Source organism: Flavobacterium ajazii (assembly GCF_010614725.1).
Lineage (GTDB): Bacteria > Bacteroidota > Bacteroidia > Flavobacteriales > Flavobacteriaceae > Flavobacterium > Flavobacterium ajazii.
Genome location: NZ_JAAEHL010000017.1, coordinates 1 through 15,502, shown reverse-complemented (window position 1 = coordinate 15,502; position 15,502 = coordinate 1). Strand labels below are relative to the sequence as shown.

The 15,502-nt window shown below is 34.7% G+C and carries 11 protein-coding genes; 4 read left to right on the top strand and 7 right to left on the bottom strand.

Annotation, left to right across the window (positions count from 1 at the left end; translation table 11 throughout):
* Window positions 1-90 precede the first annotated feature (90 nt).
* From GWR14_RS22545 to GWR14_RS22535, 3 genes are all read right to left on the bottom strand, one after another.
* On the bottom strand, window positions 91-2,616 hold the full coding sequence (locus GWR14_RS22545) for a PIG-L family deacetylase (protein WP_163411402.1): 2,526 nt from the start codon (window positions 2,614-2,616) through the stop codon (window positions 91-93).
* Between the two features lie 404 nt (window positions 2,617-3,020).
* Window positions 3,021-3,668, bottom strand: coding sequence for an endonuclease III domain-containing protein (locus GWR14_RS22540; RefSeq protein ID WP_163411401.1), 648 nt, complete (start codon window positions 3,666-3,668; stop codon window positions 3,021-3,023).
* An 11-nt stretch (window positions 3,669-3,679) separates the two neighbouring features.
* The gene (locus GWR14_RS22535) at window positions 3,680-4,549 is read right to left on the bottom strand and encodes an alpha/beta hydrolase (protein ID WP_163411400.1); all 870 of its coding nucleotides are present in this window, start codon (window positions 4,547-4,549) and stop codon (window positions 3,680-3,682) included.
* 133 nt (window positions 4,550-4,682) lie between these two features.
* Between GWR14_RS22535 and GWR14_RS22530 the strand changes: the two genes are divergently transcribed.
* The 4 genes from GWR14_RS22530 to GWR14_RS22515 all read left to right on the top strand — a co-directional run bounded on the left by GWR14_RS22530 (window position 4,683) and on the right by GWR14_RS22515 (window position 12,056).
* Window positions 4,683-6,110 (top strand): glycogen synthase, encoded by a 1,428-nt coding sequence (locus GWR14_RS22530; protein WP_163411399.1) that lies wholly within the window; start codon window positions 4,683-4,685, stop codon window positions 6,108-6,110.
* The gene (locus GWR14_RS22525) at window positions 6,100-7,380 is read left to right on the top strand and encodes a glucose-1-phosphate adenylyltransferase (RefSeq protein WP_163411398.1); all 1,281 of its coding nucleotides are present in this window, start codon (window positions 6,100-6,102) and stop codon (window positions 7,378-7,380) included. The genes GWR14_RS22530 and GWR14_RS22525 overlap by 11 nt, the downstream gene beginning before the upstream one ends.
* Window positions 7,381-7,555: 175 nt before the next feature.
* Window positions 7,556-9,460 (top strand): 1,4-alpha-glucan branching protein GlgB, encoded by a 1,905-nt coding sequence (gene glgB / locus GWR14_RS22520; RefSeq protein ID WP_163411397.1) that lies wholly within the window; start codon window positions 7,556-7,558, stop codon window positions 9,458-9,460.
* Between the two features lie 196 nt (window positions 9,461-9,656).
* Window positions 9,657-12,056: a glycoside hydrolase family 31 protein gene (locus tag GWR14_RS22515; RefSeq protein WP_163411396.1), complete on the top strand. Its 2,400-nt coding sequence runs from the start codon at window positions 9,657-9,659 to the stop codon at window positions 12,054-12,056.
* Between the two features lie 137 nt (window positions 12,057-12,193).
* Here the strand turns inward: GWR14_RS22515 and GWR14_RS22510 are convergent, their stop codons facing one another.
* The 4 genes from GWR14_RS22510 to GWR14_RS23765 form a co-directional block, all read right to left on the bottom strand.
* Window positions 12,194-13,213 (bottom strand): DUF2931 family protein, encoded by a 1,020-nt coding sequence (locus GWR14_RS22510; RefSeq protein WP_223150996.1) that lies wholly within the window; start codon window positions 13,211-13,213, stop codon window positions 12,194-12,196.
* Window positions 13,214-13,289: 76 nt separating this feature from the next.
* Window positions 13,290-14,687 carry a T6SS phospholipase effector Tle1-like catalytic domain-containing protein gene (locus GWR14_RS22505; RefSeq protein ID WP_163411394.1) on the bottom strand — a complete coding sequence of 466 codons (1,398 nt, stop codon included), beginning with the start codon at window positions 14,685-14,687 and terminating at the stop codon, window positions 13,290-13,292.
* 4 nt (window positions 14,688-14,691) lie between these two features.
* A complete protein-coding gene (locus GWR14_RS22500; protein WP_163411393.1) occupies window positions 14,692-14,862 on the bottom strand; it encodes a hypothetical protein in 171 nt (56 codons plus the stop codon).
* A gap of 10 nt (window positions 14,863-14,872) precedes the next feature.
* Window positions 14,873-15,502: phage baseplate assembly protein V (locus GWR14_RS23765; RefSeq protein WP_223150995.1), on the bottom strand; the 630-nt coding region annotated here is incomplete at its 5' end.

Below are 15,502 nucleotides of genomic sequence, written 5' to 3'. Positions count from 1 at the left end.
AAAATAACGATGTAAATCACATTAGCGACCAATACATAAGTGTAGCTTTTTTTCCATTTTTTTTCTTTTTTCGCTTCCATTTCAGTTTTTTTAGTTTTTTAATTCTGCTTTTGGAGCTTCTATAGGCTGTTTTAGCGAAATAATATTCGAGAGTAATCGGTAAGCTCCGGTCACACCTTCCGGCAATTCTCTAAAAAAGCTTAAACCGGTGTAAATATAGTATCCTTTCCCATATGGAGCGACCAATAGAGCTCCTTTTTTCTCTGATTCACCTTTGTCATGGGAGGATATAATAGGAGTGAAGGCAGGATCAAACTGATTAGGATAATAGAGTCCCTGTTCCTGTGTCCAGCCTTCAAAATCTTTTGCACTGATTTTGTTCGGGGTATTTAAAACCGGGTGTTCTGGAGCAAGGAAAGTAATTTTTGCATTTTCCTCAGTAACACGGTCATCAGAAAGTTTAAGAGGATAAGGCGCAATTTTATCGGTAATTAATCTGCCATTTGTGTTATATTGAACAATCATTGTTTTACCATTTTTTACAAAATCAAAAAGTATTGATTGTTTGTTTGCCAAAGCTTTTACTGTATTGTAAGCACGAACTCCTGTAATAATTACATTAAAAGATTCTAATCTTTCAGGTGTAATTTCTTCGGGTTTCAAAATAGTTACTTTATAACCCATTTGTGTAAGGCTTTCAGGAACTTCGTCACCTGCACCCATAATGTAGCCAATTGCATCTCCAGTCGTTTTGAGATCTATTCTGATACATTTTGATTCAGCTGATTTTAAGACCAATTGCTTTGTAATATGATTAAAATCGAGGATAGTCTGATCTTTGTCAAAACTTTTGTTGTCCGCTATAGCTACACTTTTTGCAAAAGCTTCTTCAGGGTTGGAGGGTGGAATAACTTCAAAATAAAAAGTTTGTTCCATGCCTTTCTTATCCAGTGTAAACGGAATCTGCGCAGGAGAAACTACCCAGCTTTTAGGAAGTTCCAGCTGTAAATTTCCTTTAATTCCGTTTTTACCGGCACGGACTTTTACGGGAACCATTTTACTTTTAGTATCCTTAAAAATCAAAACTTTTTGCTGAATAGAAGTACTTACTTCAGGTACGATGTCCAGAAAATTGTACATTTCGCCTTTTACATTGTCGTTATATTTATGCACAACAGTTCGTTCAAAAGGAATCTCAACATTATTAATTTTTACATTAAAAATAACTTTAACTTCTCTGATAATATCCGGAATTCCTATGATTTCCTGATCGGAAACCGTGTACATTCCTACGCTTGCTTTTTCTTTTAGCCAATAAGGCTGTGTATATTCAATTGTATCAGGAAGCTGAATTTCAAGTTTGGATCTCTGATCGTTATTGTTTTTTAAAACACTATTTTGAACCGTAGTTTTGTTATCCGGTAATGAAATTACGCTCACCAGCTGCATTTCAATGGGACTACGGTTGATGGCTTCAAGGTTTAATTTGATAGTACTTCCGGGCGTAGCTTCCTGTTCTTCGGCAACAGCTTCAAGGTATAATCCGGTACTGGATGCGATAATGTTTTTAATTGCAGTTGATTTTAAATTCTTCCAATGCGTATCTTCTAATGATTGAATCATTTCATAAGCCTTCAATAAATCAGGAATACTGGCTGAAGGGTTACTGAAATTGTAATTTTTAATAATCTGCGAAATTAATTCGCCAATTGGTTTTCCGTTTTTTACACGATTCCAGCTAGTGTCAATTCCATCAAACAAATCATTACGGTTTTTAGGTTTTTCGCCATTAATAAGTTCCAGATACTCAGTTTCATCACCACGGCTACCGGTACTTCCAAATCCCTGTGACTGATGGCGGCTGCGGCTCAAAGCAGCAATTTCCTGATTTGATTTTCCAATTCCGGCGTAATAAACACCTGTTTCCAGTGCAGTATATTTGGATTTGTCTGCAGCGTCAAATTTTTCCTGACTTCCAAAAAACCACCATGACGGATTAAAAAACAGTCTTTTCACCTGCCATGGAGTTACATATTTCAACTGTTCAGGATATATTTTAGGATTATTAGTTAAATTAAAGCTTTCCACACTAAGCATTGCAGAAGAAGTATGATGACCGTGCGTAGTTCCAGGAGAACGGTGGTCAAAACGATTGATAATCACATCCGGCTGAAATTTTCGGATAGTCCAGATCACATCAGCAAGAACTTTATCTTTATCCCAGATTTTTAAAGTTTCATCCGGATTTTTAGAAAAACCAAAGTCATTCGCACGCGAAAAAAACTGTTCACCACCATCAATTTTTCGGGCTTCAATTAATTCCTGAGTTCTGATAACACCTAATAATTCACGCAATTGAGGACCAATTAAATTTTGTCCGCCATCACCTCTGGTTAATGATAAATACGCAGTTCTGGCATTTACTTCATTTGATAAATAGGATATTAAACGGGTATTTTCATCATCGGGATGTGCTGCCAGATACAGGACAGAACCAAGAAAATTTAGCTTTTGAATTTGGTTGTAAATTTCAACGGCATTAGGCTTTTGGGGCTGTTGTGCAAAAGAAATCTGAATACCGATTAAAAAAATTAAAAAGAGCTGAGTTTTTCGCATAGCGTGATTCGAATTTTTGAAAGAGCCTCAAAAATAGTAATTATATCCTTGAACAGTATTTAAATGAAATGTTAATGTTCAATTAAGATAAATTATATCAGGAGCTATTTCCAGCTGTCCACTATATCTTTTGTGCCGAACCCCGGCACAAAAGGATGCCGTTTCCATCTGGGCTAGGACTTTAAGTTTCATAAGAATATTAGTCTCAAAAAATAATTTATGAAGGTAATTTGCCTGAAAGAGGAAGGATAATAACAACTATATTTGTAAAGCAGATCAGGAAAATAAGAAGACTAATAACTAGTCAGTAACAGTAGTCTTGATTCTCAAAAATTTATTTGTTTTTGTCCAGTGAAATTAAAATAAGGTCAATTGTATAAATTTATTAAGGCTCAACAACGGTATTATCCTTTATTAAGATCTAAATAGTATTCGCAGCAGTCATTCAAAAGACATTCTTCGCATTTGGGTTTTGGTCTGCACGTTTCTCTTCCTAAAAAAGAAATCGCCATACCAATTTCTGACCAGATTTTCTTTGGTAAAGCTTCCATTAATTGTTTTTCGATTTTATTCCCGTCTTTGTTCTCCTGTGCAATTCCAATTCTTGGAGCTACGCGAATTACGTGTAAATCGGTAATAATTCCCTCAGCCGGCTGAAAGGTTTCTCTAAGAATTACATTAGCAGATTTTCTTCCTAGTCCTTTCAAAGCTGTTAATCCGTTCAGGGTTAACGGAATATTATCGTCATCTTTAATGGTTTTAGCAATTTCCAGAAGCCATTCTGTCTTGGTTGCATGATTACGAACTTTGCTGACATACGGAATGAAACTTTCTTTGTCAGCTTTTGATAGACTTTTTAAAGTAGGGAATTTAGCAAAAAGGGCAGGTGAAATCGAATTGATATTTGCATCCGAATCCTGAGCTGATAAAACGACCATTACCAATAATTGATAAGTATTTTCATAATTCAAAGGATGCTTTTTTCCTTTGTATTTCTTTAAAATGGGTTTTAAATCGTTTTCCCAATTCTTTGTTTCTCCAAATAGATCCATATCAATTTCAATTAATCGTTCTCCCGAATGAATTCCATAATTTTTTTGATTACGCTGTGGTTTCCTAAAACTTTACGATGTCCCAAACCTTCGGTTAAAAACAAACTTCCTTTTTTTAAGTTTTGATGAATATGGATTCCGGCTTTTACAGGAACTTCAGGATCATCCTTATCATGAATTACCAGAACAGGAATTTCTAGTTCAGCGGCTGCTTTATATGCCGAAAAGTTATCCATTTTTACCTGATATTTGTTTTCAAAATAATCACGTAAACGAATACTAATTTCGGGTTTTAGACCCAATTTTAGAATAAAATCATCCAAAATATCCTGTACAATATCGCCACTGCCAATCACTACGACCTTTTTAACGTTCAAGCCACTCTTAACTGAATTTAAAACAGACATTCCCCCGAGCGAATGACCAATGGCAATTTCGAACGTCCCGTATAGTTTTTCAATTTCTAAAATTGATTCGATAAACTCAGACATTATTGTAGAATTCCCTTTTGATTTTCCGTGAGCAGGAGCATCAAAACTCACAACAGCATATCCTTTTTCTAACAAAGCATCTGCAATTTTAAATAATTGGGTTCCGCGTCCTGACCAACCGTGAACGAGTAGAACTTTCTTTTCGCTTTTGCCATATTCATAAACCGTAATGTTTTTATGAATTGCCGGAATTTGAATTGTTTTTTGAAGGCTCCCAGCATCCATTTCTAATTCTCTTTTGGGAACTTTATGTTTTATAGGAGTTGTAAAAAGTTTAGCAGCATAAATCGTAGCAAGTTTAGGAGAAATAAAAGCACATAATTTACTGGAAAGCTGAATAAGGAGGGGGATTTTTAAGGATTTTACAGGATTAGTTGATTTTTTTGGCATAATGATAATTTTTGTTTCGGAGCTAAATTTTACTTAGTTTTTTCCTAAATTTAAAAAACATAAAATTACAGAATAATAACAATTTACGTATTAATTTTATTTAGTACCAATTTTATAAAAATAGCAGTCTTAAATGGAAATATTTCATATCAGTGCTGAATGCTACCCAATGGCAAAAGTAGGCGGATTAGCCGATGTTGTAGGGGCATTGCCAAAATACCAACAGAATGCAGGACATCAGGTGAGGGTAGTAGTTCCCTGTTATGATACTAAATTTAAAAGCGAAAATGATTTTGAATGTGTACACTGGGGAACAGTTAAATTAGGCAGTTTTCATTTTCCGTTTAGTGTGTTAAAAGAGAGCACAGATAAATTAGGTTACGAGTTATACCTTATAGAAATTAAAGAGTTATTTGACCGTCCTAATATTTATGGTTATGAAGATGATATAGAACGTTTTTTGTCTTTTCAGATAGCGACTTTAGACTGGATTTCAGCCCGCAATACAATTCCGAATGTTATAAATTGTCACGATCATCACACAGGACTGATTCCGTTTATGCTTCAATTTAGTTACAAGTATGAGGTATTCAGTAAAGTCAGAACTGTAATCACAATTCATAATGGTTTGTATCAGGGTTGGTTTGGCTTTGATAAATTGAATTACATACCAGAATTTGACTTAAAGCATGTCGGATTTTTAGAATGGAATAATTCTCTGAATTCATTAGCGGTTGGAGTCAAATGTGCTCATGCGGTTACAACTGTTTCTCCAAGTTATCTGGATGAAATTAATGTTTCCGCAAATGGACTGGAATCCTTATTTAATTCGGTTAGGAGCAAATCAAAAGGAATCTTAAACGGAATAGACATTGAAGTCTGGAATCCTTTAAAAGATAAAATGCTTGAACAGCATTACAGTATTGAAGATTTTGAAACAGGAAAGCAAAAAAACAAAGAAAAGTTGGGTGAACGATTTGACTTAGATCCCGAAAAGCCTTTGTTTAGTTTTATTGGACGTTTATTTGATGAAAAAGGAGGCGATTTATTACCTCAGGCTTCGGCACTGGCTTTATCTGAACATTTTGAAAACATAAACATTCTGATTTTAGGATCTGGAAATCCTGATATTGAAGCACAGTTAACAGCACTTCGAAATGATTATAAAGGAAATTACAATGTTTTTATTGGGTACAATGAAGAATTGGCTCATTTGATTTATGCTGGCTCAGATTTTATTTTGATGCCTTCAAGAGTGGAACCTTGCGGATTAAATCAGATGTATGCTTTGCGTTACGGAACAATTCCTATAGTGAGAAGAACGGGAGGGTTACGGGATACGGTAATCGATTATGGTGATGATGGAAACGGAATTTGTCACGATCAGTCTTCGGTTGGGGATATTTGTCATTCTATCAACCGGGCTGTAGACCTTTTTGATGATAAAGGTCATTTTAATGCCGTCATAAGAAAGGGAATGGCTATTGATCATTCCTGGGAAAGAGTTTGTCAAGAATATATCGAAACGTATAACCAAATAATCCAGAAAAATGAAAGTTAATAAAAAAGGAGTAGTTGCAATTATTTTAGGAGGTGGTCAGGGATCACGTTTGTATCCGTTAACAGAAACAAGATCAAAACCGGCTGTTCCAATTGGTGGAAAATACAGATTAGTAGATATTCCTATTTCAAATTGCATCAATTCGGATATTTTTAAAATATTTGTTCTGACGCAATTTAACTCGGCTTCTCTAAACGCTCACATTAAAAACACATTTAACTTTAGTATTTTCAGTCAGTCATTTGTAGATATTCTGGCTGCAGAGCAAACTCCGGATAACCCAACCTGGTTTCAGGGAACAGCAGACGCTGTCCGTCAGTGTATGTCACATTTCTTAAAGCATGATTTTGAATATGCACTGATACTTTCTGGTGATCAGCTGTACCAAATGGATTTTAATGAAATGCTGGAAGCTCATATTAAAGCAGACGCTGCTATTTCTATTGCAACATTGCCGGTAAATGCTAAAGATGCCCCTGAATTTGGGATTCTTAAAACTAACCATGAAAGTTTTATTGAATCTTTTATTGAAAAACCACACGCTTCTCTTTTACCGGAATGGGAATCTGAAGTAAGCGAACAAATGCAGGAAAAAGGAAAAAAATATCTGGCTTCCATGGGAATTTATATTTTCAATCGTCAATTACTGGAAGATTTGATGGCTGATCCTGAAACAAAAGATTTCGGAAAAGAAATAATTCCACAAGCAGTCGGAAAACATAAAATTCTAAGTTATCAATACGAAGGATATTGGACAGATATCGGAAATATAGATTCCTTTTTTGAAGCAAACATTGGTCTGACTGCCGATATACCTGAATTTAATTTGTTTGACGATGACAATAAGATTTTTACACGTCCAAGATTACTGCCGCCATCAAAATTCAGGAATTCAAACATTAATAAATCATTAATTTCAGAAGGTTGTATAATCAATGCTAATGAAATAAAATGTTCGGTAATTGGTATACGTTCCAGAATTGGTGACGGAACTGTTATTCATCACTCCTATGTAATGGGGAATGACTTTTATCAGGATCTCGACGAAATGAAGCGTGATACGTTAAACAATAAAATACATGTCGGAATTGGTGAAAACTGTTATATAAAAAACGCTTTAATTGATAAAAATGTACGAATTGGTAATAACGTTCATATCAACGGTGGTAAACACTTAGAAAATTTCACCAATGAACTATACAGTATAAAAGATGGTATTGTGGTTATCAAAAAAGGCGTAGTACTTCCGGATAATTTTAGGATAGATTAGTTTTCCAGTCCAGAGTAATTAGTCCTTAGTGATTAATAAAGAATATTCTTTTTACTAACTACTACAACTCGGATTATTAATTATCAAGTAACATAAAAAACACTGATTACTAAATACTAAGAACTAGTTACTATTCACTAAGGACTAGTTACTAAAAAAACTAAGAGCTCAATATATGTCCAACGTTATTACGCATTCTCTATTTACTGATTTTGATATCGATTTATTTAAAGCAGGAAAACACTTCAGGTTATATGAAAAACTGGGCGCACACTTAATTGAAGTCGATGGCGTAAAAGGTGTTTATTTTGCTGTCTGGGCACCAACTGCCAAATCTGTTTCAGTTGTAGGGGATTTTAATTACTGGACTCAGGGCGAGCATTTGCTGCAGGTGCGTTGGGATTCATCAGGTATTTGGGAAGGTTTTATTCCAAATTTAGATAAAGGAGCACTTTATAAATACAAAATCCAGTCTCATATTGATGGAATTGTAACTGAAAAAGCAGATCCTTTTTCATTATACTGCGAAAAACCGCCTCACACGGCTTCTGTAGTCTGGGATTTAGATTATAACTGGAAAGACGAAAAGTGGATGCAGTCGCGTCAGGAACATAATGCTTTAGACAAACCTTATTCAGTTTACGAAGTACATTTAGGTTCGTGGAAACGTGGAAATGACAACAAGTTTTTAACGTATTTGGAACTTGCGGATGATTTGGTAGCTTATGTTAAAGAAACAGGTTTTACACACGTAGAGTTTATGCCAGTTATGGAGTATCCTTATGATCCTTCATGGGGCTATCAGCTTGTAGGTTATTTTGCACCAACATCTCGTTTTGGAAAGCCACAGGATTTTATGGTTTTGGTTGATAAACTGCATCAGGCAGGTATTGGAGTGATTCTGGACTGGGTTCCGTCACATTTTCCTGATGACGCTCACGGTTTAGGATTCTTTGATGGCTCGCATTTATATGAGCATCCTGATCGTAGAAAAGGCTATCATCCGGATTGGAAAAGTCTTGTTTTTAATTATGGGCGTAATGAAGTTCGTGCTTTTTTAATTAGTAATGCTGTTTTTTGGCTTCAAAATTATCATGTTGACGGCTTAAGAGTTGATGCTGTAGCTTCGATGTTGTATCTGGATTATTCTAGAAACGAAGGAGAGTGGGAACCTAATATATATGGTGGAAGGGAAAATTTAGAAGCAATAAGTTTTCTTAAAGAATTTAATGAAGTGATTTATGCTAATTTTAGCGGGGTTCAAACCATTGCAGAAGAAAGTACTTCTTTTTCTATGGTTTCCAGGCCAACATTCGTTGGAGGTTTAGGTTTTGGAATGAAATGGATGATGGGATGGATGCATGATACTTTAAAATATTTCCAAAAAGAAACAGTTTATAGAAAATACCACCAAAATGACTTGACTTTTTCGATGACTTATGCTTTTACCGAAAATTTCATGCTACCTTTTTCACATGACGAAGTAGTTTATGGTAAACAATCCATTGTGTATAAAATGCCGGGTGATGAATGGCAGAGATTTGCCAATTTAAGGCTGCTTTATGGTTATATGTTTACGCATCCGGGAACCAAATTGTTATTTATGGGTTCTGAATTTGGACAAACTGCTGAGTGGAATTTTCAAAACAGTTTGGACTGGCATTTATTGAAATACGATTTTCATTCAGGAGTAAAAGATTTAATCACAGATTTGAATCAGTTGTATAAAACGTATCCTGCTTTGTATGAAAAACAATTTAGCGGTGAAGGTTTTGAATGGATTAATTATTCAGATCATCAAAATGCTGTTATATCTTATATCCGAAAAGGAAACAAAGTTGAGGAAAACTTAATAATTGTTTGCAATCTTACTCAGGTTGTACGTAATAATTACAGAATCGGGATTTCACAAAAAGGAAACCTGAAAGAAATCTTTAATAGTGATTCTAAACTTTATGGAGGAAGTGGAGTCGCAAATTCAGGAATAGTAAAAATAGATTCTTCTCCTTATGATGGAAGAGATTTTTCGGTTGAATTAATTTTGCCTCCTTTAAGTGTTACGGTTTATTCTTTTGTATGATGAATTTTTGACCGCGCTGTGATTTTGTCATTTTTAAGGATATAAATTACTGAATTAGCTTTTTTTTGATGTGTAATTTATCACTCAGTCAGAAAAAACGTTTTCGTTAATAAACCGTTTATTCATAGGGGATTACTAAGTTTTTTTGTAAGTTTGAAACTAAAGAAAGAATCATTAAAATTAATCCATTAGTTATATGATTACAAATACCGCACTAGAATACAAAGGCAATTTATTCCCGTCAAAAGTCGTTTCGTATGAGCATGAAGGCGATTCTGTTTCTTTTTACACTGACAATAATGTAATTTTAAAAGTTACCATTCTTAGGGACAGTTTAATTCGTTTTCGTTTTACAACAAAAGGCTATTTTAGTAATGACTTTTCGTATGCAATTGATAAAAGTCAGCTGCATGGTTATAATTTTTTGAATGTTACCGAAGAAGAAAATCATTTTGAAATCAGAACCAGCAAAGTAAAATGTAAGATCAAAAAAGCAGATCTTCGTTTGTCGATTTACGATTTAAATGACTTTTTAATTCTCGAAGACGAACTTGGTTTTCATTGGGAAGAAAGCTATGAATATGGTGGTAATATTGTAAAAATGAGTAAATCATCAAAAGATGGTGAATGTTTTTACGGTCTTGGCGATAAAGCAACCCAGATGAACTTAAAAGGGAAGAGGGTTGAAAATTTCGCAACCGATCAATATGCTTATCATAAAGATCAGGAGCCATTGTATAAGGTAGTTCCTTTTTATATTGGTCTGCATAACAAACAATCTTACGGTATTTTCTTTGATAATACATTCCGTACTTTTTTTGATTTTTGTCAGGAAAGAAGAAACGTAACCAGTTTTTGGAGTGAAGGTGGGGAAATGAATTATTATTTCGTGTACGGCCCACAAATGCAGGATGTGGTTACGACTTATACCGATTTGACAGGTAAGCCGGAATTGCCGCCGCTTTGGGTTTTAGGATACCATCAGTGTAAATGGAGTTATTATCCGGAGAGCAAAGTAAAAGAAATCACTTCAAAATTCAGAGAACTTAAAATTCCTTGTGATGCCATCTATCTGGATATCGATTATATGGATGGTTTTCGATGTTTTACATGGAATAAAGATTACTTTCCGGACCCGAAGAAAATGGTTGCTGAATTAGCTGAAGATGGCTTTAAAACAATAGTAATAATTGATCCGGGTATTAAAATCGATAAAAATTACTGGGTTTACCAAGAAGGTCTGGAAAAAGGCTATTTCTGTAAAAGAGCAGACGGACCTTATATGAAAGGGAAAGTATGGCCGGGCGAATGTAATTTTCCGGATTATACCAATCCTGCAGTAAGAGAATGGTGGGCTGGATTGTTTAAGGAATTAATCTCGGATATTGGAGTAAAGGGAGTGTGGAATGATATGAACGAGCCTGCTGTTATGGAGGTTCCGAATAAAACTTTTCCAATGGATGTCCGCCACTTTTATGATGGAAATCCTTGCAGCCACAGAAAAGCGCATAACATTTACGGCACCCAAATGGCAAGAGCTACTTATCATGGTGTAAAGCGATTTGTGTATCCAAAACGTCCTTTTGTAATTACCCGATCGGCTTATTCAGGAGCACAGCGTTATACATCTTCGTGGACAGGCGACAATGTTGCAACCTGGGAGCATTTATGGATTGCTAATATTCAGGTGCAGCGTATGAGTATTTCCGGAATGGGTTTTACAGGTTCTGACATTGGAGGATTTGCCGAACAGCCAACAGGTGAGTTGTATGCTCGTTGGATTCAGCTAGGCGTTTTTCATCCGTTTTGCAGAACGCATTCTTCAGGAGATCACGGAAACCAGGAACCATGGGCTTTTGATGAAGAAGTAATCAATATCACACGTAAATTTGTGAGTCTTCGTTATCAGTTATTGCCTTATTTATACACGATGTTCTGGCAGTATATTGAAGAGGGAGTCCCAATGCTGAAACCCTTGGTGTATTACGATCAGGATGACACTCAGACACATTATCGCAATGACGAATTTATCTTCGGGAATCATATACTAGTTTGTCCAATCCTGGAGCCTAATGCAGTGGGAAGACGTATGTACATCCCAAGAGGCGAGTGGTATAACTACTGGACAAATGAATTAGCAGTTGGAGGCCGGGAGGTTTGGGTTGATTCTAAATTTGATGAAATTCCGGTTTTCGTAAAAGCAGGATCTATTATTCCGAAATATCCTGTACAGCAATATGTTGGGGAATTAGAATTTGATGAACTTGTACTCGATTATTATTTTAAAATCGGCAAGGAAAAATCAGAAGTTTATGAAGATGCCCAGGATGGTTATGATTATAAAAAAGGCCGATTTAGCTTTTTATCTTTTAGAACGATTGGAAAAGAAAAAGAATTAATTATTCAATTACATAAAGAAGGAAAATATGAAACTCCTTATGGTAAATACAAGATTAATTTTGTAGGATTACCTTTTAAAGTTACTGAAGTAGAAATTGACAATGAAAGAATTGAATTTAATGCAACTGAGTTCGAATTGAATCATTTCTTAATTGTTGAAAAAGGATTCAATGAGCTGCATATTGTTGGCGAGTAATTGTGTTTATAATAAAAAAAAAGCGAAACTTTTAAATTACAGTTTCGCTTTTTTTTTTGATGCTGAAATTCCAGTATTCAACTCTTTATCGATTTCAGGAATAAAACAAATTATTATTCACTTTAACTCAAAAAACATCAATAAGGAGTAGGTTTAGTAAATGATTCCTGCGAAATAATGGCATCTTTCATGTCTATTTCTGCAGTTGCTGTTTTTAGTTTTATCGAAATTCCTTTTGTTTCCCGAGGTTTTGTATTTCGATCTATTTCAATTATAAACTTGATTTTTTCTTCTGCTTTGATAGTCTCAAAAATGGCTTTGGACTTTTTTTCATCAAAGAAAATATCACTTTCCATGCGTCTGTCATTAATATCATGCCAGACAATATTTATTTTTCGGGGAACTGCTCGTTCTTTTATTGGCATTACATTACCGTTTAAACTCAAAAAAATCGATTCGAACTCTCCATTAATGTAATTAATTCCGATAGTCTCTACTTTATCTTCTTTTTTAACAATTGGCGTAATAGGATATTTTTTAAAAAGAGTTTCCCAATACCCAAAGGGAATTGTTCCGTTTTTAATCTGGTCTAATATTTCTTGTGGTAGATCTTCATTCATATAATTGACATATTTAGTAATACCTTCTTTATCTTTCATTGAAGGATGTGCAACTTCCCAATCTACATTTTTATCTTCATGCGCCTGATACCTTCCTACAATAGTCATATTCGATTGACTAAATACATACAAAACTACCATCCCACCGGGAAATAATCCTGCATTGACAACAAAATGATAGTCTCTTACAACACCAACTTTTTTGATTTCAACATCCCAATAGGGTCTTTCACTCCCATTTATCATTAATGCTTCTATTTTTTCAGAATCCAGTTTAAAAATACCCGAGTAACTTTTATTTTCTGTATAAGAAAGCCATGTTATATCCAGTATCTTAGGAACTATTCCTGTCGCTTCTCCAGACGAAGAACCATCATTATCTCCAAGATCATAGCTATTTATGATGTCATCAAAAGGCATATAAACATAACCGCTTTTGGGTTCGTCACTTAATAACAAATGTCCTGAAAAAATCTCGGCAGGGTAGTTTTTAGGTGTACAGACTGCAGCTGTCCAATTGTATTTTTTTTCTTTCATTTTATCTTCGCATGAGATGAGCGTTATATTTAAAAACGCAGTTAATATCAATAATTTAAAAGTTTTTTTCATAACATTATCCTGAGATTTTTTTTCGTTTTCTAATGATGTTACTTAGATTGTCCATCTGGGGTTCCATACCTATGCCGTCCATACTGGCAGAACAGTGCAAATACTTGTTACGTAAACCTGGCAGCAAATAATAATCGGCGACTATTGTATTAAAATCATCAATCTCCTGTTGGTTTTTCCATTCTTTTTTTCGTTTTGATTCTATTTGTTTTTTTGTGTAAAATTTCATTTTAGGTTTTCCTTCGAAAGCATACGCATCTATTCGCTCTTTAACTTTATTTAATTCTTTTGGAATCTTATAATCTTCATTGAGAATCTTATATTTCCATGGAATTTTATATTTGCGTTTCCCAAACTCTGCCATGAGGTGTAGAATTACAAAACTGTATTTATTACTCAGAGTCCTTGTACCTTTTAAATAATAAGGAACTAGTGGAGGTCTTTCTTTCAGCTGGTCTGGCAGAAACCATCCTTGCTCCAGCACATGTTTTTTCTCAGCTTCAATTATTGGAGCAGATTCTGTAAGTATTACAATTTCTTCTCCATCTTTATATCCTCCGCCAATATCTGAGTGACATCCCGGAAGTGTAAGCTCAACGCTGTTAGCTCCCGCACTGGCAATATTGGTAAGCGGGAAATTCTCACGGTATTCATCTTCTGCGGTAAGATGCACTGTAAACCCAACAGCAGGAATTTGTAGTGGTACTTTGTCAGCATCAATATCATCAAAAACATTACTGCCGTAAGAGGAGACTGTATCGTATAGTCCTAAAAATCGTATTTTTATTCGATAGGGTTTTACTTTATAACCCAGTTCCTTAAATGCTTTGCCTAAATCTCCCAGATTATAAGTGTCTTTATCTTTGGGATTTTTTACCTTATACAATTCATTAACAAAAATGCGGGCTGCTGTCGCACCGCGACTAAAACCAAAAACATCAACATATAAAGTACTTATATTTAGTTCTTTTTTCTCTTGTAGTTTTTTTACAATATCCTGACATCCTTTTTCAACTTTTTCAAAAAGTCCTGTTTCCCCTGTGCCATATCCCTGACCACGGGTAAAATCTCCGTAATAATCAAGTGTCCCATCTTCATTTTTATCCGGATTTTTAGTTCCAATTCCTTCTACATAAACTGAATAATAATGGTTTCCTTTATTTTTAGGATATGCTTTTTCCAATCTGTCTACATTAGAATGATCGTTTCCATAACTGGTGTTTGAACCATCATTGCTTGATACAGAGGTATTTTTCAATTCCGGATCCTTTCGCCTGCCTTCAATATTTTCTCTATTGTTTGAGGTACCGTCAAAGAAAACGCCCAGATAAACATCATTTCTTTCTTTGTTATCTTCTTTAGGCGGTACAAATCGCGGTTTGCCAAATAGTATATTGCTCATTTTGTTACGATTTATTACCTTTTATATTTATCTTTTTTCCTGAAATCAAGGTCAGGTTTTCTTTTGTTGCGATTATTTCGACTTTTTCAGCTGTTTCTTGCATAGTGCCGGAAAAACTCGTATGAGTATTCTTTATTTTTATTTTTAAATTCTTTGCTGTTTTATTAATTGGCATAAATTATTTATTAAAAGAAATTTGATTTTTCGACACTATTTATTTCTACTGTTTTATTAGTGCTTTCTAAAAGCATATTTTCTTTGGTACTAAAAATGGTAACTTCTTCAGCATGTTGTGTTGATTCTAATGAATGTCTAATATATTCCTTTTCTATTATCTCTGTTTTATTATTTGCACTCTCAGTAAAATCTCCTGCTGCATTAATATTTACATCATTACCTGCACTTTGTGAAATATCTTTACTTGCATCGACATCAACATTCTCCCCTGCACTTACAGAAACATTTTTACCTGCTGTAATACTGATATTCTCCCCTGCATCAAACGTCAGATTCTTTGGCGCACTTACATTAGTATTTCCATTCCCATCCATAAAATATTTATTCCCGCTTGGATCTTCAATCAAAATACTTCCATCTCCGTCATTCAAAATAAATTTGATTCCTGAACGGGTGTGAATCGCCTTTACATTATTTTGACCGTCTGCATAACCGCTGGATTGGCTTCCATTATATTGTGTTCCTAAAATATACGGATTCTGTGCATTGTTTCCTTCAAAGCCTACCAAAACCTCTTCATCGATTTCCGGAATAAAATAAAATCCTTTTCCTGAGCCTGAATGTGGCTGTAGCATTCT

What these genes read in the sequence shown, in the direction of transcription:
- GWR14_RS22545 (WP_163411402.1), bottom strand. Translation starts at nt 2,616, where the DNA reads ATGCGAAAAACTCAGCTCTTTTTAATTTTTTTAATCGGTATTCAGATT.
- GWR14_RS22540 (WP_163411401.1), bottom strand. Translation starts at nt 3,668, where the DNA reads ATGGATCTATTTGGAGAAACAAAGAATTGGGAAAACGATTTAAAACCC.
- GWR14_RS22535 (WP_163411400.1), bottom strand. Translation starts at nt 4,549, where the DNA reads ATGCCAAAAAAATCAACTAATCCTGTAAAATCCTTAAAAATCCCCCTC.
- GWR14_RS22530 (WP_163411399.1), top strand. Translation starts at nt 4,683, where the DNA reads ATGGAAATATTTCATATCAGTGCTGAATGCTACCCAATGGCAAAAGTA.
- GWR14_RS22525 (WP_163411398.1), top strand. Translation starts at nt 6,100, where the DNA reads ATGAAAGTTAATAAAAAAGGAGTAGTTGCAATTATTTTAGGAGGTGGT.
- glgB (WP_163411397.1), top strand. Translation starts at nt 7,556, where the DNA reads ATGTCCAACGTTATTACGCATTCTCTATTTACTGATTTTGATATCGAT.
- GWR14_RS22515 (WP_163411396.1), top strand. Translation starts at nt 9,657, where the DNA reads ATGATTACAAATACCGCACTAGAATACAAAGGCAATTTATTCCCGTCA.
- GWR14_RS22510 (WP_223150996.1), bottom strand. Translation starts at nt 13,213, where the DNA reads ATGAAAGAAAAAAAATACAATTGGACAGCTGCAGTCTGTACACCTAAA.
- GWR14_RS22505 (WP_163411394.1), bottom strand. Translation starts at nt 14,687, where the DNA reads ATGAGCAATATACTATTTGGCAAACCGCGATTTGTACCGCCTAAAGAA.
- GWR14_RS22500 (WP_163411393.1), bottom strand. Translation starts at nt 14,862, where the DNA reads ATGCCAATTAATAAAACAGCAAAGAATTTAAAAATAAAAATAAAGAAT.